The organism is Mesoflavibacter zeaxanthinifaciens DSM 18436 (genome assembly GCF_000422365.1).
Lineage (GTDB): Bacteria > Bacteroidota > Bacteroidia > Flavobacteriales > Flavobacteriaceae > Mesoflavibacter > Mesoflavibacter zeaxanthinifaciens.
In genome coordinates this window covers 62,925-83,508 of the sequence record NZ_AULQ01000010.1, presented here as the reverse complement: position 1 = coordinate 83,508, position 20,584 = coordinate 62,925, and the positions used below count along the sequence as shown (strand labels likewise).

The window sequence follows — 20,584 nt, the reverse complement described above, 5'->3', positions numbered from 1 at the left end:
TGAACGGTATAAATTTACACTTAATCTGATTTTTCACTCACTTAAACGCTATTCTTGTAATAAGCTTTGAACCAACGATCTGGTATTTTGTCATTACAGGCATCTAAATAATCTTGATGCGTGCATGGTAATAACGTATGCTTTTTTAATTTATTATTAACATTTGATAAAAATGGAATTTCTATCCACCATCGCCCAGTTTTAACGCTTTTATAAAAGATTAACTCATGAGAGTCAGCTAAGGTAATAAATTTTTGATGACTTTTATCATCTGCAAAGTTATCATCTTGGACTCTGCAATTTACACCTTCTATAAAATACCAAACCATCTGAGAGATAAGCATTGATGTTATTTCATCATCTGTAGATGGTTTGTATTCATAAATTCCAAAACTACTCACCTTATTGCTTATACCTGCATATCTTGATACTGCACAGATCTCTTTTCCATCTAATCCATTAGGAGACACTTTTTGCCTTAAACTTACTTCTGCTGCTTTTAACACTCCTAAATCTATAGATACAATATTAGCATCTCTCATTACAGGTTCTACCAAAGTAATATCATTTGATACTTCTCCTAATCTGTAAGACTCAAAATGAAGTCGCTCCATTAAGTCAATTTCTTCTTGACTATTAAAATAGGTTTGGTAACCTACAGTTGCGTAGTTAAATAAATTGTAAGGTTGATCTATAATAATTTTACCTACAAAGCTATTATTCTTTATTGGTTTGGAAGAGTCCCCTAAGTCAAAAGCACGATCTACATTTACCACGTTTACCATTGGCATTAAACTATCGTATGCACGATAATTAGCGTAGGTTAAATCTTGGCTTCCTCCTATTATTATAGGTATGATTCTTTTTGGAATTAATATTGAAAGTGTTTCTTTTAAAGCAAAGTAAGTATCTTCTATGCTTTCACCTTTTTGGATATCTCCTAAATCTGCTATGTTGGTTGACCAACTTCCTGGAAAGAGCGAGTATAACGATTTTCTAATTTCATTTAAATTGAAATCTTCTCCTATATAATTTACATCATTTCTATTTTCTAATACTCCAAGTATTACAATATTAATGTTTTCTAAATCAGGAATCCCGTCTTGTTCAGTGTGAATTTTAATTTTTCTTCCTAGACTAAGTGGCGCTAGTAATTGGTTATGCGCTAAAACTGTATCTGGTACTGGTGAAAGAAAGTTAAAATTCATTATATATTATTTCTTTTTTGCTGTTGTTTTTTTCTTGGTCGTTTTCTTTTTTGATGCTTTTTTCTTAGGTGCATTCTTTTCTATCAGATCTTTTACCTCTTCTAAAGTTAGTGCAGAAGCATCTACTGTTTTTGCTAACTCTATTTTAGTTTTACCCTTAATTATATTGTGTCTGCCCCAACGTGCTTTTTCTACACGTATACCTTCATCTTCCCAATTATGTACTACTTTATCTATTTCTTTTTGAATTTTCTCATCAATAAGCGTTTCAATATCTTCTGTAGTTAAATTGTCCCAATCGTATTTTTTATTTACGTTAATAAACATACCGTCCCATTTAATAAACGGTCCAAAACGTCCTTTACCTTTAGTTACGTCTTTACCTTTATAATTATAGATTGGAGCATCTGCTTTTTCTCTTTCTTTAATTAACTCTATTGCTTCATCTAACTCGACATTTAAAGGATCTTGTCCTGCCGGAAGAGAAATATATTTTTTACCAAACTTAACATATGGTCCAAAACGACCATTATTTACTTCTACTTCTTCCTCTTTATATTTCCCTAAAGATTTTGGAAGCTTGAACAGATCCATTGCTTCTTCAAAAGTAATTGTATTTAATTGTTGATCTGGTCCAAGACTTGCAAAAGTTGGTTTTTCTTCATCATCTACTGTACCCATTTGTACCATTGGTCCAAATTTACCTAAACGTACACTAACTTGCTTTCCTGTTTTAGGGTCTTCTCCTAAAATACGCTCTCCTGATTCTCTATCTGCATTTTCTTTAACATCTTCTACTACTGGATGAAACTTATCGTAAAAAGTTTTCATCATCTTTTTCCAATCTTCTTTTCCTTCTGCTATATCATCAAACTGGTCTTCTACTTTTGCTGTAAAGTTATAATCTAAGATACTCTCAAAGTGATTAACCAGAAAGTCGGTAACTATCATACCAATATCTGTTGGCACTAATTTTCCTTTATCAGATCCAACTTTTTCGGTTAGTTTTTTATCTTCAACTTTTCCTTCTGTTAAGGTTAATTGCGTGTATTCTCTTTCTACACCTTCAACCGTTCCCTTTTCTATATAATTTCTATTTTGAATAGTAGAAATTGTTGGCGCATATGTAGATGGTCTACCAATACCTAACTCTTCTAACTTTTTAACTAACGAAGCTTCTGTGTAACGGTAAGGCGGACGTGTATAACGTTGAGTTGCGGTAATATATTTATTTAATAAGGTTTCGTTTACCTTCATTGCTGGCAACATTCCGTCTTGCTCTGTATCTTCATCATCTGTCCCTTCTAAGTACACCTTAAGAAAACCATCAAATTTAATTACCTCTCCATTTGCTGTAAACGTTTGGTCATGTGTATCTGCCTCAATTTTAACGTTTGTACGTTCTAGCTGCGCTTCACTCATTTGTGATGCAATTGCGCGCTTCCAAATCAATTCGTATAAACGCGCTTGATCACGATCAATATTAACGCTATGTCTTGAAAAATCTGTAGGTCGTATCGCTTCGTGAGCCTCTTGCGCACCTTTAGTTTTCCCTGTAAAATTTCTTTCTTTACTATATTCTTTACCGTAGGCATCTACAATTTCTTTCTCTGCTCCTTTTCTTGCTTCGTCAGATAAATTTACACTATCTGTTCTCATATAAGTAATTAAACCGGCTTCGTATAAACGTTGTGCCATAGTCATAGTTTTACTTACTGAGAAGTATAATTTACGTGATGCCTCCTGTTGTAACGTAGATGTTGTAAATGGAGCTGCTGGAGATTTTTTTGCAGGTTTTTTTGTTAAATCTGCAACTTTAAAATTAGCAGTCGCATTTTTTTCTAGAAAGGCTAAAGCTTCTTCTTTGGTTGAAAAAGTTTTAGGCAATTTAGCTTTAAAAGACTGTCCTTCTTCATTAGAAAACTCAGCATCAATTCTGTAAGATGCTTCTGGTTGAAATTCTTGAATTTCGCGCTCACGCTCTACAATTAAACGCACAGAAACAGATTGCACACGACCAGCAGATAAACCTCCTTTTACTTTACGCCATAACACTGGAGAAAGCTCGTAACCCACAATTCTATCTAAAACACGTCTTGCTTGTTGCGCATCTACTAAATCGTAATCTATTTTACGCGGGTTTTCAACCGCTTTCATAATGGCAGTTTTAGTAATCTCATGAAACACAATACGTTTAGTTTTTTCTTTATCTAAACCTAATGTTTCGGCAAGATGCCACGCAATAGCTTCTCCTTCTCGGTCCTCATCACTTGCTAACCAAACCGTCTCGGCTTTTTTAGCTAAGTCTTTTAATTTTTTTACTACCGCTTTTTTATCGGAAGAGACTTGATATTTTGGCTCAAAATCGCCATCAACATCAACACCAAGTTCCTTTGAAGGTAAGTCTGCAATATGTCCAAAACTAGATTCTACTTTAAAATCTTTTCCTAAAAATTTCTCTATAGTTTTTGCTTTTGCAGGTGACTCTACTATTACTAAATTCTTCGCCATTCTTTGATTTTTGTGAGTGCAAAGGTAAATTAAAAAAAATTTATCTACCTAATTTTATAATTTTTACCATAATTTAACTAGCTGTCAGATTGTCATATTTTTAAATTAATCGTACCTTTGCATGCTTATTGAGTAGCAGTATTTCAATATTATATATGGAAAAAACAATAGACGAAAAAAAACAAGGCGAAACGTTAGTTATCCCTTCTAAAGCAGAAAACAACAAAAAGCTTTTTATAGAAAGCTATGGTTGCTCTATGAATTTTAGCGACAGTGAGATTGTAGCTTCAATACTTCAAAACGAAGGTTTTAATACAACACCGCATTTAGAGGAAGCCGATTTAGTGTTGGTTAACACATGCTCTATACGTGATAAAGCAGAACAAACTGTTAGAAAACGCCTTGAAAAATATAATGCAGTAAAAAAGATTAACCCAAAAATGAAGGTTGGTGTTTTAGGCTGCATGGCAGAACGTTTAAAAAGTAAATTTTTAGAAGAAGAAAAAATAGTAGACCTTGTTGTTGGTCCAGATGCTTATAAAGATTTACCTAATCTTATTAGTGAAGTAGAAGAAGGTCGTGATGCAATAAACGTAATACTATCAAAAGAAGAAACATACGGAGATATTTCACCAGTACGCTTAAACAGTAATGGTGTAACAGCTTTTGTAAGTATTACACGTGGTTGCGATAATATGTGTACATTTTGTGTAGTCCCATTTACACGTGGTAGAGAACGTAGTCGTGATCCTCAAAGTATTATTGAAGAAGTTAATGACTTATGGGCAAAAGGTTACAAAGAAATCACTTTACTAGGTCAAAACGTAGATAGCTACCTTTGGTATGGCGGCGGACTAAAAAAAGATTTTGATAAAGCTAGTGATATACAAAAAGCAACCGCTACAGACTTTGCAAAGTTATTACAACTTTGTGCTGAAGCGCAACCAAAAATGCGAATTCGTTTTAGCACATCTAATCCGCAAGACATGCATATTGATGTCATTAAAACTATGGCTAAGTATGATAATATTTGTAATCATATACATTTACCAGTACAAAGCGGAAGTGATCGTATTTTAAAAGCAATGAATAGATTACACACTCGACAAGAATATTTCACTTTAATAGATAATATAAGAGAGATTATTCCTGGTTGTGCTATTAGCCAAGATATGATTGCTGGTTTTCCTACAGAAACAGAAGAAGATCATCAAGATACTTTAAGCTTGATGGAATACGTAAAATATAATTTTGGCTACATGTTTACTTATTCTGAAAGACCAGGCACATTGGCTGAACGTAAATTAGAAGACGATGTCCCTGAAGATGTAAAAAGTAGACGCCTTGCTGAAATTATTGAATTACAATTAAAACACAGCGAATATAGAACCAAGCAATTTTTAAATACTACTGTAGAAGTTTTAATAGAAAAAGAATCTAAAAAATCTAACCAACATTGGTCAGGTCGCACACCTCATAATATTGTATGTGTATTCCCTAAAGGTCAATTTAAAGTTGGAGACTTTGTAAACGTAAACGTAACAGACTGTACAAAAGCGACATTAATAGGTGAAGCTGTTGGGTTATCTATAAACAACTAATAAAAACTAAATATGAAAAAACTACTTTTAATTCTTATATCTTTAAGCCTATTTACTGCTTGCGAAAACGAACCTTTAGATAATGGGTTTACAGATTTTGACAACAACCAAAACAACGGTAATAATAATGATAACAACGGTAACAATAGCAATAGTGATGATTTAACACTATCTGTTTACGAGCTAGATATTGATTTATCCCTTTCATTTTTTGGATTTCCTATAAACACAATTACTAATAGTGATATTAATATTTCTAACGATATTATAATTTCTAGTTCTATAGAATTATCTGCAAATAACAGTCCATTTGTAACCGAAAACCAAACTATTACAAGAAACGCTAACGGACAAGTAATTAGTGATATTAGCGTAAATGAATCTGGTCAAAATACAAACGAATATTTTGTTACTTACAGCGGTAATAACATTTCTCAAATAGAATACAATTATTACGATTACGAAGACCCAAGCTACAACGAAAACCATGTTTATAATTACGCTTACAACAGTAACGTTATTACAAGAACAGAAGTAGGTTCTTCAATAACTGTAGAGTTTACATTAAACAATAATGACCAATTAATAAGAAAAGAAGCTTTTGAAAACGGAGCTTCAATACTAGCAGAAGATATAACTTATAACAGCGAAGGTAACATTATAAATAGCGTAAGCTCTGGAGAAAGCAACAATAGTGCTACTTACGCTTATGATAATTTTGAAAACCCTTTAAAAGTAGTTTATGACGAAAGTTATCTACTAAACTTTTTAGCAGACGATTATTCTGATGAAATTGGAGGACTAATTGCTCAATTCCATTCTACAAAAAACTGGAATAGTGTTACTGTAGACGGAACAACATTTAATTTCGATTTACAATACAACTCAGCAAACAGAATTCAATCTAGAGAAATTTCTTATAACTACGGACCTGAATTTTCAATTTCAATAAACGAAAATTTCAATTATTTAAATTAAACCAATCGCTTAAATTCCTCTTCATATGGAATCCATTCAATCAATAAAACAACGTTTCGGGATTATAGGTAATAGCGCAGGCTTAAACCGTGCTATAGAAAAAGCTATACAAGTAGCACCAACAGATATTTCTGTACTAGTCACCGGAGAAAGTGGTGTTGGTAAAGAAAGTATTCCTAAAATAATACATCAATTATCACATCGTAAACACGGTAAATATATTGCTGTAAATTGCGGTGCAATACCAGAAGGCACAATAGATAGTGAACTTTTTGGACACGAAAAAGGAGCCTTTACTGGTGCAACACAAACACGTAGTGGTTATTTTGAAGTTGCAGATGGTGGTACCATTTTTTTAGATGAAGTTGGAGAATTACCACTTACTACACAAGTGCGTCTATTGCGTGTTTTAGAAAATGGCGAGTTTATTAAAGTAGGTTCTAGTAAAGTACAAAAAACCAATGTACGTATTGTTGCGGCAACCAACGTTAATATGTTTGAAGCTATAAAAAAAGAAAAGTTTAGAGAAGACCTATATTATCGTTTAAGTACTGTAGATATTCACCTACCTCCGTTAAGAGATAGACAAGAAGACATTCATATTTTATTCAGAAAATTTGCTAGCGACTTTGCATTAAAATATAAAATGCCAACTGTTAAGCTTACAGATGATGCTGTAAATATGCTACTTAGATATCGCTGGAGCGGAAACATTAGACAGCTACGCAACGTAGCAGAACAAATCTCGGTCTTAGAACAAAATCGAACTATTAATGCGCAAACGTTACAAACTTATTTACCATCTGGAGCTAGCAATCTACCAGCTGTAGTCAATGCTTCTAAATCTGAAAGTGATTTTAGTAGCGAAAGAGAAATATTATATAAAGTTCTTTTTGACATGAAAGCCGATTTAAATGACTTAAAGAAGCTTACCATGGAGTTAATGAAAAACGGTAACGCAAAAGAAGTACAAAAAGATAACGAAGGACTTATTCAAAAAATCTATGGTGAAAATGAAAGCGATGCCGAGTTTGAAGAACAAGTACATGATTTAGAAATTTTATCAATTCCTGAGTCATCAGAAAGCAAAATATCAAGTGCAGAAGACAAATATCATTTTGCTGAAGAAATTGAAGAAGAAGAAACACTATCACTTCAAGATAAAGAATTAGAGTTAATCAAAAAATCTTTAGAGCGTCACAACGGTAAACGTAAACTTGCTGCAGAAGAGCTAGGCATAAGCGAACGCACATTATATAGAAAGATTAAACAATACGATTTATAAAAAAAGCGTTACTTTCAAAAAAAATTAAGATGAAATTACACAAAAATATATTAGTTGCCATCCTACCACTACTCTTTTTTGGTTGTGGCATCTACTCGTTTACGGGTATCGAAACTAACGCAAAAACCTTTCAAGTTAATTACTTTCAGAATAATGCCAATCTTATAGAACCAGGTTTAGATAGAGATTTTACAATAGCGCTGCAAGATCAAATCCTAAATTTAAGTAGCCTTAGTTTAGTAAACTCTAACGGAGATTTAGTTTACGAAGGAGAAATCACACAGTATCGTATATCTCCAACAACAGCAACTGCAAACAGTACAGCTGCACAAAACCGATTAACTATAGGTGTTAATGTTAGATTTTTTAACAAATTGAACGAAGAAGAAAATTTTGAAAAAAGCTTTTCTTTCTTCTACGATTATACAGGTAGCGAATTATTAAGTGGATCAACAAAAGATACAGCGTTTGAAGAAATTTTTCAACGATTAACACAAGATATCATCAACGCCTCATTAGCCAATTGGTAAAAACACAACTATGACCACTAAAGACTTTATACAAATCTTACAACAACCGCAAACCGTTTGCCAAGAGCAAACCAATGCATTAAGTGGCATTATAGAAGAGTTTCCGTATTTTCAATCAGCAAGAGCAGTATATTTAAAAGGATTAAAAAATAAAGAAAGTTTTAAGTACAACCAAGCTTTAAAACAAACAGCAGCTTACACAACAGACAGAAGTATTTTGTTTGATTTTATAACTTCAGAAAGTTTTAATCAAAACGAAATTTCAGACTACATCAAACAAAATACAGCTTACATTAACAATTTAGATGTAACTGCAGAAGACATTTCGGTTAATAAAAGCGTGACTTTTGATGACGATTTAGACACTCATATAAAAGCTACAAAAGAAATTATTAATCCAGAATTATTTCAACCTAAAATCGAAATTAAAGAAATAGCAGAGTTTAATAAAGACGAAGTTGAAACAGAAGACCAAAAAGAAAAAACACCAGAAAAGGTTTTAAATATTGGTAAACCGTTAGAATTTGATAAAACTGAAACACATAGTTTTAACGAATGGCTTAAACTAACCAGTTTTAATCCTATTGAAAGAAATGAAGAGACTTCTGAAGACACTTCTATAGAAGAAGAAACTAATAATACTTCAGAATCTTCATCTGAACAAGAATCAGACAGAGACAAAAAATTTGAGTTAATAGATAAGTTTATAGCAAGCAACCCAAAGTTAGAACCTGCTAAAACTAGTGGCAAAAAACAAAACCTTGCAAAAGATCGGATGATACAACCAGAAGCGTTAATGACCGAAACTTTAGCAAGAATTTATGTAGAACAAAAAAATTACAAGAAGGCAATTCAATCTTATAAAATTTTAAGTTTGAAATATCCAGAAAAAAGTGGTTTCTTTGCAGACCAAATTAAAGCAATAGAACAATTACAAGAATAAAATTATAATATAATGAATACATTTTTAATCTTCTTAATACTAATCATAGCAGTAGCTTTCTTTTTAGTAGTTGTAATTATGGTACAAAATCCAAAAGGTGGCGGATTATCTTCTTCTTTTGGTGGTGGCGGCACACAACAATTAGGTGGTGTTAAGAAAACAACAGACTTTTTAGACAAAAGTACTTGGACATTAGCAATTGCGTTATTAGTGTTAATATTAACATCTAGTTTAGCAATACCTAGACAAGGTGTTACTTCAGATTCTAAAATTTTAGAAAATGATAATATAGAGTTACCTGCACCAGCAGAAACACCTGCAACAGACAACACGTCTACTCCTGCAGATACAACTACAATCGGACAATAGTTATCACAAAAAAAATATCAAAAATGCCAACTTTTACAGTTGGCATTTTTTGTTTCTGAAAGTTTGTCAGTCCTATGTCATTGGCACATTTTTGGCTAATTGATGATAGTAAAATTTAATAATCTAAAAATATATACAATGAGTAAACTAAACATTAAACCACTTGCAGATCGTGTTCTTGTAGAACCGCTTCCTGCCGAAACACAAACAGCGTCTGGTTTATACATTCCAGATACAGCACAAGAAAAGCAACACAAAGGAACTATAGTTGCAGTTGGTAACGGTAAAAAAGATGAGCCTTTAACTGTTAAAGTTGGTGATACTGTACTTTACGGTAAATACTCTGGTTCTGAAATCAAATTAGATGGTAAGGACTACTTAATGATGCGCGAAGAAGACATCATGGCAATTATTTAAGATTATTCTAAACCTAAATTAAGATTTAGAACATTCATTATTAACAATTCCAAAAACTTTAAATTAAATAAAAATGGCAAAAGATATAAAATTTGATATTGAAGCTCGCGACGGATTAAAACGTGGTGTAGACGCTTTAGCAAATGCAGTAAAAGTAACATTAGGACCAAAAGGTAGAAACGTAACTATTAGTCGTTCTTTTGGCGCACCAGTTGTAACAAAAGATGGTGTAAGTGTTGCTAAAGAAGTAGAATTAGAAGACGCTCTAGAAAATATGGGCGCACAAATGGTAAAAGAAGTTGCTTCTAAAACTAATGACCTTGCTGGTGATGGTACAACTACTGCTACCGTTTTAGCTCAAGCAATAGTAAAAGAAGGATTAAAAAACGTAGCTGCTGGTGCCAACCCAATGGACTTAAAACGTGGTATCGACAAAGCTGTAGAAGCTATCGTAACCGATTTAGGTAAACAAGCTAAAGAAGTTGGAGACTCTTCAGAAAAAATTAAGCAAGTAGCTTCAATATCTGCAAATAACGATGATGTTATTGGAGATTTAATAGCTAAAGCATTTAGCAAAGTAGGTAAAGAAGGTGTAATTACTGTAGAAGAAGCAAAAGGAACAGATACTTATGTAGACGTTGTAGAAGGTATGCAGTTTGACAGAGGTTATTTATCGCCTTACTTCGTAACAGATAGCGAAAAAATGGTTACCGATTTAGAAAATCCTTACATTTTATTATACGATAAAAAAGTGTCTACAATGAAGGATTTATTACCAGTTTTAGAGCCTGTTGCTCAATCTGGTAAACCTTTATTAATCATCGCAGAAGATGTAGATGGAGAGGCTTTAGCCACTTTAGTAGTAAATAAATTACGTGGTTCTTTAAAAATTGCTGCTGTAAAAGCACCAGGATTTGGAGATCGTCGTAAAGCTATGTTAGAAGATATTGCAATCTTAACTGGCGGTACTGTTGTAAGTGAAGAAAGAGGTTACACTCTAGAAAACACAACTCTTGATATGTTAGGTACTGCAGAACGCGTAACTATTGATAAAGACAATACTACTGTTGTTAATGGTGCTGGTGATAAAGACATGATTACAAATAGAGTTAATCAAATTAAAGCACAAATTGAAACAACAACTAGCGACTACGATAAAGAAAAACTACAAGAGCGTTTAGCTAAGTTAGCAGGCGGTGTAGCTGTACTTTATGTTGGTGCTGCTAGTGAAGTAGAAATGAAAGAAAAGAAAGACCGTGTAGATGATGCACTTCATGCAACTCGTGCAGCTGTAGAAGAAGGTATTGTTGCTGGTGGTGGTGTTGCTTTAGTTAGAGCAAAATCTGTTTTAGAAAAATTAACTACAGATAATTTAGATGAAACTACTGGTATTCAAATTGTAGCTAGAGCTATCGAAGCGCCTTTAAGAACTATTGTTGAAAACGCTGGCGGAGAAGGTAGCGTTGTAGTAGCAAAAGTAATTGAAGGTAAAAAAGACTTTGGTTACGATGCAAAATCTGAAGCTTACGTAGATATGCTTAAAGCTGGTATTATAGATCCTAAAAAAGTAACTCGTGTAGCATTAGAAAATGCAGCTTCTGTTTCTGGAATGATCTTAACTACCGAATGTGCTTTAGTAGACATTAAAGAAGACAATCCATCTGGAGGAATGCCTGCAGGAATGGGCGGAGGTATGCCAGGAATGATGTAATATTATCAAATAAATAATACTAAAAAACCACTTCTAAATTGAAGTGGTTTTTTTATGTCTTTAACCGTTGATAATAATAAGCTGGCAAAAGCAATAACAATATTAAAGGCTGAATTAAAAAGCGCCTAATATTAAAAAATACGTAGTAATCTTCTTGTTTTGGATTTAAAACAAAGTACAAGAAAAGTATAATTAAAATGAAATAAGAAATCGAATAAACTAATACCGAAAACTTTACAACACTTTTATCTTTAAAAAACAGATATAAAATACCTAAAGAAATAATGGTGTTAATCCCATATCGCAATGTTGTAAAAGCTACCAATTTTGCAACTTCGCGTCTTGGCGAGTCCAAATACAAATAGTCATTTTGAAAAAACACCAAGTACGGATCATAAAACAATTCGTTTTCAAAAAAACGCACTAAAGCTAATAAGCAAAACAGCAAACCTATCCATATATATTTAGCGTATTTACCCATTAGTTTTCTTGATTTTAGAAAAACGATTCACCCAAAACATCCATAATAAAAATACCATTCCGTAAATTATTCCTGGAAAAATCACAGAGTGCAAAATTTCTTTTCGCCAAGGATAATGATACAATCCAATTGCTAAAATTACTATTCTAAAAAGATTGACTGTATAAATTAAAACACTACCTGACAAAATATAAAAAAAGGTGGTTTTTGGTTTACCTGCAAAAGCTACAACAAAAGCAATAAATAAAATTATAACACTTGTACCGTTACAGCCTTCTATTACTCTTGCAACATATTTTTCATTAACTAAAAGTTTCATTGAAGGCTCGTCAGGATGTGGCAAAACTTGACTATCGTACCCAAAACTATCTAATAAAATTTCAGATTGGTTAGCAACCAAATTTGTCACGTAATCAGGGTAATAAATCGTTCCTTTAGACAGCTCTAAATATTGACTATAAACAAAACTTAGCACACCATAAACCAATAAAAAAGTGATTATAAATTTAATAACAGACTTATATTGTAGTAATAAAGATTTCAAATGCGTAAATAGAAAAAAAATAGTTTTATAAATGTGGAAATTACACCTTTTTAAATACTTTTACCAAAAATTTTATGAAAATGAGTTTTGATACACTAAAACCTCAAGTTGAAGCTATAATTGCTAATTCTTCTTTATCTGAAGACGAAAAACTTTTAAACATCTGTAAACTTCTAGAAACCAATATAGAATATTATAATTGGGTTGGATTTTACTTTAAAAACGGTGATAAAAACGAACTTAAATTAGGTCCTTATGTTGGCGAACCAACAGATCATACAATCATCCCTTTTGGTAAAGGTATTTGTGGTCAAGTTGCAGTAAGTAACAAAAATTTTGTCGTTCCGGATGTTTCTGCACAAGACAACTATATCGCATGTAGCATTACTGTAAAAGCTGAAATTGTAATTCCTATTTTTGTTAACGGAGAAAACATTGGTCAAATAGATATAGACTCTAACACTCCAGATCCGTTTACAGAAGCAGACGAACGTTTTTTAGAATTTGTTTGCCAAAAAGTAGCATCAATATTATAAAACGTAACAAATCAACAACTTACAAAAAGCAACTATTTCTTATAGTTGCTTTTTTTTATGTTAACAACTTATATTTTTTAGTTAAAAAAACTATCACAAACAAAGTTGAAAAAAACTTGAAATTCATTACATTTGATGGCTTATTAACACAACTATAATGAGCAACAAAACAATTAAATCTGCATTAATTTCAGTATTTAGCAAAGATGGTTTAGAGCCAATTGTTAAAGAACTTGACAAACAAGGTGTAACCATCTATTCTACTGGTGGTACAGAAAAATTCATTAAAGATTTAGGCATTAACGTCATTCCTGTAGAAGATGTAACGTCTTACCCTTCTATTTTAGGTGGTCGCGTTAAAACATTACATCCAAAAGTATTTGGTGGTATTTTAAATCGTCAAAATCATGATGGCGATGTTAAAGAAATGAAAGACTTTGACATACCACAAATAGATGTTGTAATCGTAGATCTTTATCCGTTTGAAAAAACGGTAGCTTCTGGCGCATCAAACCAAGATATCATAGAAAAAATTGATATTGGAGGTATTTCTTTAATACGTGCTGCTGCAAAAAATTATGCAGATGTTATTTGTGTATCTTCTGTAGATGATTATGCTGAATTTTTAGAGCTAATCACAGATAAAAAAGGGAATTTAAGCGAAGACGATCGTAAGCGTTTTGCTGCAAAAGCATTTAATGTATCATCGCATTACGATTCGGCTATTTTCAACTATTTCAATACCACTGAAAATATTCCTGCTTACAAACTAAGCGAAACTAAAGGTCAAGTTTTAAGATATGGCGAAAATCCTCATCAAGACGGTTTCTTCTTTGGTGATTTTGATGCTATGTTTACAAAATTACACGGTAAAGAATTAAGCTACAACAACCTTTTAGATGTCGATGCTGCTGTAAATTTAATAAACGAATTTAAAGGCGAAGCGCCAACTTTTGCAATATTAAAACATAATAATGCTTGTGGTTTTGCACAACGTAGTACAATAAAACAAGCTTATGCAGATGCATTAGCAGGCGATCCTGTTTCTGCTTTTGGAGGTATATTAATTTCTAATGTTGAAATTGATGCAGACACTGCTGCAGATATTCATAATTTATTTTGTGAAGTTGTAATTGCACCTTCATTTTCCGATGAAGCTTTAGAGATTTTAAAAGGAAAGAAAAACCGTATTCTATTAATCTTAAAAGACACACCGCTTTCTGCTAAAACTGTAAGAACATGTTTAAACGGTGTTTTAGTACAAGATAAAGACAACAAAACAGATGTTGTAGAAGATTTTACTTATGCAACAAACACAAAACCAACAGATGCCGAAATTGAAGATTTAATCTTTGCTTCAAAGATTTGTAAGCACACAAAATCTAATACAATTGTTTTAGTAAAAGATAAGCAACTTTGTGCTAGTGGTACTGGTCAAACAAGTCGTGTAGATGCTTTAAATCAAGCTATACATAAAGCAACATCTTTCAATTTTGATTTACAAGGAAGTGTTATGGCAAGTGATGCTTTTTTCCCATTTCCTGACTGTGTAGAAATCGCAGGAAACGCTGGTATAACAAGCGTTATTCAACCTGGCGGATCTATAAAAGACCAATTAAGTGTTGATTATTGTAATGATAATAATATTTCAATGGTCATGACTGGGACACGTCATTTTAAACACTAATTTCTATTTAAAATATATTTAAAAGCTTCAGTTAAACACTGAAGCTTTTTTTATGCAAATAATTTCAACTTCAATAAAATAAAACATAAAAAAATCTGTTACTTGAAAAGGAATTTATATCTTAATAAAATTAAGTAGCAAGTAAATTATTAAATTCACAATAATTTCAGCATTTTTCTTACTTTTACACCATCATATACTAATAGCAAATAATTACACGTAGCGCATGGGTTTTTTTGACTTTTTAACTGAAGAAATCGCAATAGATTTAGGAACAGCAAACACACTTATTATTCATAACGATAAGGTTGTGGTAGATGCGCCTTCCATAGTTGCCAGAGATAGAGTTTCTGGAAAAATCATTGCAGTTGGTCAAGAAGCTAACATGATGCAAGGTAAAACGCACGAAAACATTAAAACTATTAGACCTCTAAAAGACGGTGTAATTGCAGATTTTGATGCGTCAGAGCAAATGATTAGTATGTTTATTAAAAACATACCTGCGTTAAAGAAAAAGCTATTTACGCCTGCTTTAACAATGGTTATTTGTATTCCATCAGGAATTACTGAAGTTGAAATGCGCGCCGTAAAAGAAAGTGCAGAACGTGTTAACGGTAAAGAAGTGTACCTAATCCACGAGCCTATGGCTGCAGCAATTGGTATTGGTGTAGATATTATGCAACCTAAAGGAAACATGATTGTTGACATAGGTGGAGGAACAACAGAAATTGCAGTTATTGCTTTAGGTGGTATTGTTTGTGATAAATCTGTGAAGATTGCAGGAGACGTTTTTACAAACGATATTATATACTACATGCGTACACAACACAACCTTTACGTTGGAGAGCGTACTGCTGAAAAAATTAAAATCCAAATTGGTGCTGCTACCGAAGATTTAGATTTACCACCAGAAGACATGAGTGTTCAAGGTAGAGATTTGTTAACAGGTAAACCAAAACAGGTACAAATATCGTATAGAGAAATAGCTAAGGCATTAGACAAGTCTATTTTGCGTATTGAAGATGCGGTAATGGAAACATTATCTCAAACGCCTCCAGAATTAGCTGCGGATATTTACAATACAGGTATTTACTTAGCTGGTGGAGGATCTATGTTACGTGGTTTAGACAAGCGTCTTTCTCAAAAAACAGATTTACCTGTTTACATTGCAGAAGACCCATTACGTGCTGTAGTTAGAGGAACAGGTATTACGCTAAAAAACATAGGTAGATTTAAAGGCGTATTGATCAAGTAGGATAAAAACACTATGCAACAAATTGTAAATTTCATTTTAAGAAACAAATCGTTTTTGTTTTTCTTGTTGCTACTGTCTATCTCGGTTTCACTTACAATTCAATCACATTCTTATCACAGAAGTAAGTTTATAAATTCTGCTAATTTTTTTACTGGAGGACTTTATAATACTAGCAACTCAATTTCTAGTTATTTTAACTTAGAAGAAGAAAACCAAAAACTTAATAAAGAAAACGCTAGACTTAACACATTAATTGGTAATACTAAAAAGGAAAGTATTAGCTATATAGACACTACAACTTTTGAAAACACTTTTAAGTTTACACCTGCTAGAATAATTAAAAACAGCTACTCTAAGCAACAAAATGTTTTATTAATTAATAAAGGCAAAAAAGATAGTATAAAAGACGACTTAGCTGTTATTGACAATAATAAGATTATAGGTATTACAGCCAATTACAACTCAAAATACGCTACAGTTATTTCAATATTAAATACAACAAGTCGTATTAGTGCACAACTTAAAAAAACTAATCATTTTGGGACTTTAAGTTGGAACGGAAAGTCTCCAAAAGTTGTACAATTAACAGATATTCAAAAAAACGCTCCAGTTAAAATTGGAGATACTATTATAACTTCTGGTAGATCGTCAATTTTTCCAAAAGGAATACTTATTGGCTCTATCAAAGATTTTAAACTAGATATTACAGAGAATTATTACGAAATAAACGTTTCATTGTTTAATGACATGACCAATTTAGAGCATGTTATGGTTATAGAAAACAAAGACAAATCATTAATTGAAGATTTATTAAACAATGAATAATTTATTATCTATACATACATTAAGGTTTTTACTGTTAATAGTTTTCCAAGTATTACTATTTAATCATATTGACTTTTTAGGCTACGTAAACCCATACATTTACATACTTTTTATTGCATTATACCCTGTAAAAAACAATCGTATGTTGTTTTTATTTTTAAGTTTTTTACTAGGGTTAATTATAGATTTTTTCATGGATTCTGGCGGTATAAATGCAACAGCTTCTTTAATTATAGCCTTTATTAGACCTGCTGTATTAAAGTTTAGCTTTGGTGCAGTATACGAACACAATGTGTTGAAGTTTAACAACACTAATTTTATTCAAAAACTGGCTTACTTTAGCATCTTGATAGTTATTCATCATTTCTTTTACTTTTTGATGGAATTTTTTAACATTTCTAAAATAATTTTAATCTTAAAAAACACGTTATTATCCAGCATTTTTACTATACTACTTAGTATTTTAATAACTACTATTTTTAGCAAAAAAACTAAATGAGAAAATATATACTTTTCTTTTTTGTAATTATTGTTGGTATCATATTTATAGGCAGATTGTTATACTTGCAAGTATTTAACAGTCATGCCCAAAGCATTTATGATGACAATGCAATTAGAACAGTTTTTAATTATCCTAAACGAGGTTTTGTTTACGACAGAAATGGTAAACTTTTAGTATCAAACCAACCATCTTATGATGTCATGGTTATTCCTAGAGATGTCAAACCTTTAGATACTTTAGAGTTTTGTTCACTTTTAAAAATCAATAAAGAACAGTTTTTAAATAAATATAATAAAGCTAGGCATTACTCACCAAGACTACCTTCTGTTTTTGTTTCTCATTTAGCAAAAGAAGATTACGCTATCCTTCAAGAAAAAATGAGAAAATACAAAGGGTTTTATATTCAAAAAAGATCCTTAAGAAAATACGAAACCAATATTGGCGCAAATGTTTTAGGAGACATAGGAGAAGTCAATAGTAGAGATATAGCAAAAGACAATTACTACCATAGTGGAGATTTAATAGGTAAACAAGGTGTAGAAGCTTCTTATGAAAACATATTACGTGGACAAAAAGGGATTAAGTTTATCCAAAAAGATATCCATAATCAAGATATAGGACCTTATAAAAACGGTAAATATGATACGCTACCAAGAGCTGGTAAAGACATAAAAATTACAATTGATGCAGATTTACAAGCTTATGGAGAGTTACTAATGACCAATAAACGTGGTGGAGTAATAGCTATAGAACCAAAAACAGGAGAAATCTTAGCAATGGTTTCTGCTCCTACTTACAACCCAAATAGTTTAGTTGGAAGAAATAGAAGCAAAAACTTTACAAAACTATTTAACGACTCTATTGCAAAACCCTTATTTAACAGAAGCTTACAAGGTGTTTACGAGCCAGGTTCACCGTTTAAATTAATGAATGCTCTTATTGCTTTAGAAGAAAACGTTATGTCCCCTAATGAAAAAGTAACATGTTATCACGGTATTAAATATGGTAACCGTTTTATGGGATGTCACTGTCCTTCTGGTAAAAGAAATGATATGATTGAAGGTATTGAAGAGTCTTGTAATGCTTATTTTTTAACAGCATATAGACGAATATTAGATAAATATGAAAACGCATCTGTTGGTATTGATAAATGGAGTAAGCATGTAAAAAGCTTTGGCTTAGGCAACTACTTAAATAACGATCTTTTTGTTGGTCAAAAAGGACGAATTCCGGATAGAGAGTACTATAGCTATCAATATCCAAAAACCTTCTACTCTACTTATACTGTGTCTAATGCAATTGGACAAGGTGAAGTTGCTACAACACCTATACAATTGGCAAATATGACTGCCGCAATAGCTAACAGAGGTTTTTATTTTACGCCACACATTATTAAATCTATAGAAGGAGACACTATTCCTGAAAGTTTTAAAACACCAAAATATACTTCTATAAGCAAAGAAAATTTTGAACCAGTAATTGAAGGTATGCACCAAGTTTACAAAACTGGTACTGCAAGTAGCCTTAAAATAAAAGATATTGAAATCTGCGGAAAAACTGGTACAGTAGAAAATTTTACCAGAATTGATAGTGTAAGAACACAGCTTACTGACCATTCTATTTTTGTGGCATTTGCACCAAAAGACGACCCAAAAATTGCAATTGCTGTTTTTGTTGAAAATGGATATTGGGGAAGCAGATTTGCAGGAAAAGTTGCTAGCTTAATGATTGAAAAACATTTAAAAGGCGAAATCACAAGAACAGATTTAGAAGACTGGCTACTTTCACACAGTCTTGAAAACGAATACGCAAAACCTTATTCTGGTAAACCGTTTAAAATTAATGGTCAAACTGAATTACAAGTCATTCCGCCAGAAGAATTTAATAAACTAAAACAAAAGTTAAACCAGCTTAACTAAATGCTAAGAGAAACAGACAGACATTTTAAATTTGATTGGCTAACCATAATACTATTTTTTTTATTAGTAGGATTTGGATGGGTTAATATACTATCTGCATCACATTCAGGCGACGCTATAGAACTTTTTAATTTTAGTCATTCTTACAGTAAACAATTAATATTTATTGGTTTATCTGTAGTTTTAATTATCTTTATTTTGTCTCTAGAAGCTAAATTTTACGAACGGTTTTCTAGTATTTTTTACCTCATCTCTATAGTTTCTTTAGTTGGTTTATTCATCTTTGGTAAAAATATTAACGGAGCCACTTCTTGGTACGCAATAGGATCTATGACACTTCAACCAAGTGAGTTTGCAAAAACTGCTACTGCACTTGCTGTTGCAAAGTATTTAAGCGATTTAAACACAGATATTAAAAGTTTTTCGGATCAATTAAAACTTTTTGGCATTATTGTGCTACCTGCTCTATTAATTTTACTTCAAAAAGACGCTGGTAGTACTTTAGTTTACAGTGCTTTTTTCTTTGTTTTATATAGAGAAGGATTACCTCAAATTTATTTAGTCATTGCTGTATTAGCAGTTTTACTTTCTATTTCTGCATTAAAATTTGGACTAATAATTACTTTATTAGTTACTGCTTTTATTGTGCTAACTCATCATTTCACCAGAAAAAAGAGACCATCATTTTTTCAACCTTTAGTGGTCATTTTAATATCCGGAGCTCTAGCATTTACTGTAAGGTTTATTTATCAAAACTTTTTACCAGTCCATCAAAAAGACCGTATTACAATTTGGTTAAGCTTAGAAAAAGATCCTGTTAAATTAAAGCAAATGAAACAAACCATAGCTTACAATTTAAACGAATCTGAAAAAGCTATAAGTAATGGTGGTTTTGCAGGAAAAGGTTTTTTACAAGGTACACGTACTACAGGAAATTTTGTACCCGAACAACATACAGATTACATTTTTACAACCGTTGGTGAAGAATGGGGATTTATTGGTAGCACACTTACTGTTATTGTATTTGTATTGCTAATTGTAAGGGTTATTATTCTTGCAGAACGTCAAAAAAATCAATTTAGCCGCATGTATGGTTATGCGGTAGCTAGTATTTTATTTATACACTTTAATATTAATATTGGTATGGTCATGGGATTAATCCCAACCATTGGCATACCGCTTCCGTTTTTTAGTTATGGTGGCTCTGGTCTTTGGGGATTTACTATTTTACTATTCATTTTTATTAAATTAGATTCTAATAGAATTAATGAGTGGTAATAAA

General features: G+C 32.0%; 19 protein-coding genes. 15 read left to right on the top strand and 4 right to left on the bottom strand.

Annotation, left to right across the window (positions count from 1 at the left end):
• Positions 1–41: 41 nt before the first annotated feature.
• The gene (locus tag H574_RS0110485) at positions 42–1,208 is read right to left on the bottom strand and encodes a formimidoylglutamase (RefSeq protein WP_027880537.1); all 1,167 of its coding nucleotides are present in this window, start codon (positions 1,206–1,208) and stop codon (positions 42–44) included.
• Between the two features lie 6 nt (positions 1,209–1,214).
• Entirely contained in the window at positions 1,215–3,719 is a 2,505-nt protein-coding gene (gene topA, locus H574_RS0110480) for a type I DNA topoisomerase (RefSeq protein ID WP_027880536.1), read from the bottom strand.
• 155 nt (positions 3,720–3,874) lie between these two features.
• Between topA and miaB the strand changes: the two genes are divergently transcribed.
• From miaB to groL, 8 genes are all read left to right on the top strand, one after another.
• Positions 3,875–5,320 (top strand): tRNA (N6-isopentenyl adenosine(37)-C2)-methylthiotransferase MiaB, encoded by a 1,446-nt coding sequence (miaB, locus tag H574_RS0110475; protein ID WP_027880535.1) that lies wholly within the window; start codon positions 3,875–3,877, stop codon positions 5,318–5,320.
• A gap of 12 nt (positions 5,321–5,332) precedes the next feature.
• Entirely contained in the window at positions 5,333–6,298 is a 966-nt protein-coding gene (locus tag H574_RS0110470) for a hypothetical protein (RefSeq protein ID WP_027880534.1), read from the top strand.
• Between the two features lie 25 nt (positions 6,299–6,323).
• Positions 6,324–7,583, top strand: coding sequence for a sigma-54 interaction domain-containing protein (locus tag H574_RS0110465; RefSeq protein ID WP_027880533.1), 1,260 nt, complete (start codon positions 6,324–6,326; stop codon positions 7,581–7,583).
• 29 nt (positions 7,584–7,612) lie between these two features.
• Complete coding sequence (locus H574_RS0110460) at positions 7,613–8,113, top strand: LptE family protein (protein ID WP_027880532.1); 501 nt, start codon at positions 7,613–7,615, stop codon at positions 8,111–8,113.
• Positions 8,114–8,123: 10 nt separating this feature from the next.
• On the top strand, positions 8,124–9,056 hold the full coding sequence (locus H574_RS0110455) for a hypothetical protein (RefSeq protein ID WP_027880531.1): 933 nt from the start codon (positions 8,124–8,126) through the stop codon (positions 9,054–9,056).
• 12 nt (positions 9,057–9,068) lie between these two features.
• Positions 9,069–9,425, top strand: coding sequence for a preprotein translocase subunit SecG (gene secG / locus H574_RS0110450; protein WP_027880530.1), 357 nt, complete (start codon positions 9,069–9,071; stop codon positions 9,423–9,425).
• A 138-nt stretch (positions 9,426–9,563) separates the two neighbouring features.
• The gene (locus tag H574_RS0110445) at positions 9,564–9,842 is read left to right on the top strand and encodes a co-chaperone GroES (RefSeq protein WP_027880529.1); all 279 of its coding nucleotides are present in this window, start codon (positions 9,564–9,566) and stop codon (positions 9,840–9,842) included.
• A 73-nt stretch (positions 9,843–9,915) separates the two neighbouring features.
• Positions 9,916–11,553 carry a chaperonin GroEL gene (groL, locus tag H574_RS0110440; RefSeq protein ID WP_027880528.1) on the top strand — a complete coding sequence of 546 codons (1,638 nt, stop codon included), beginning with the start codon at positions 9,916–9,918 and terminating at the stop codon, positions 11,551–11,553.
• Positions 11,554–11,605: 52 nt separating this feature from the next.
• Here groL and H574_RS0110435 read toward each other — a convergent pair whose 3' ends face one another.
• Complete coding sequence (locus H574_RS0110435) at positions 11,606–12,034, bottom strand: exosortase F system-associated membrane protein (RefSeq protein WP_027880527.1); 429 nt, start codon at positions 12,032–12,034, stop codon at positions 11,606–11,608.
• Positions 12,027–12,578 carry an exosortase family protein XrtF gene (gene xrtF / locus H574_RS0110430; protein ID WP_027880526.1) on the bottom strand — a complete coding sequence of 184 codons (552 nt, stop codon included), beginning with the start codon at positions 12,576–12,578 and terminating at the stop codon, positions 12,027–12,029. Before xrtF ends, H574_RS0110435 begins: the two co-directional genes overlap by 8 nt.
• An 80-nt stretch (positions 12,579–12,658) precedes the next feature.
• Here xrtF and H574_RS0110425 point away from each other — a divergent pair, with 80 nt between their 5' ends.
• From H574_RS0110425 to rodA, 7 genes are all read left to right on the top strand, one after another.
• On the top strand, positions 12,659–13,114 hold the full coding sequence (locus H574_RS0110425) for a GAF domain-containing protein (protein ID WP_027880525.1): 456 nt from the start codon (positions 12,659–12,661) through the stop codon (positions 13,112–13,114).
• Between the two features lie 157 nt (positions 13,115–13,271).
• Positions 13,272–14,801, top strand: a complete 1,530-nt coding sequence (gene purH / locus H574_RS0110415) for a bifunctional phosphoribosylaminoimidazolecarboxamide formyltransferase/IMP cyclohydrolase (RefSeq protein WP_027880523.1) — start codon at positions 13,272–13,274, stop codon at positions 14,799–14,801.
• A gap of 226 nt (positions 14,802–15,027) precedes the next feature.
• Positions 15,028–16,056, top strand: a complete 1,029-nt coding sequence (locus H574_RS0110410) for a rod shape-determining protein (protein WP_027880522.1) — start codon at positions 15,028–15,030, stop codon at positions 16,054–16,056.
• A 12-nt stretch (positions 16,057–16,068) separates the two neighbouring features.
• Positions 16,069–16,881, top strand: a complete 813-nt coding sequence (gene mreC, locus H574_RS0110405; RefSeq protein ID WP_027880521.1) for a rod shape-determining protein MreC — start codon at positions 16,069–16,071, stop codon at positions 16,879–16,881.
• Positions 16,874–17,380, top strand: a complete 507-nt coding sequence (locus tag H574_RS0110400) for a hypothetical protein (RefSeq protein ID WP_027880520.1) — start codon at positions 16,874–16,876, stop codon at positions 17,378–17,380. Before mreC ends, H574_RS0110400 begins: the two co-directional genes overlap by 8 nt.
• Positions 17,377–19,302, top strand: coding sequence for a penicillin-binding protein 2 (mrdA, locus tag H574_RS0110395; protein WP_027880519.1), 1,926 nt, complete (start codon positions 17,377–17,379; stop codon positions 19,300–19,302). The genes H574_RS0110400 and mrdA overlap by 4 nt, the downstream gene beginning before the upstream one ends.
• Entirely contained in the window at positions 19,303–20,580 is a 1,278-nt protein-coding gene (gene rodA, locus H574_RS0110390; RefSeq protein ID WP_027880518.1) for a rod shape-determining protein RodA, read from the top strand. It abuts the gene before it with no gap.
• Positions 20,581–20,584: the final 4 nt, after the last annotated feature.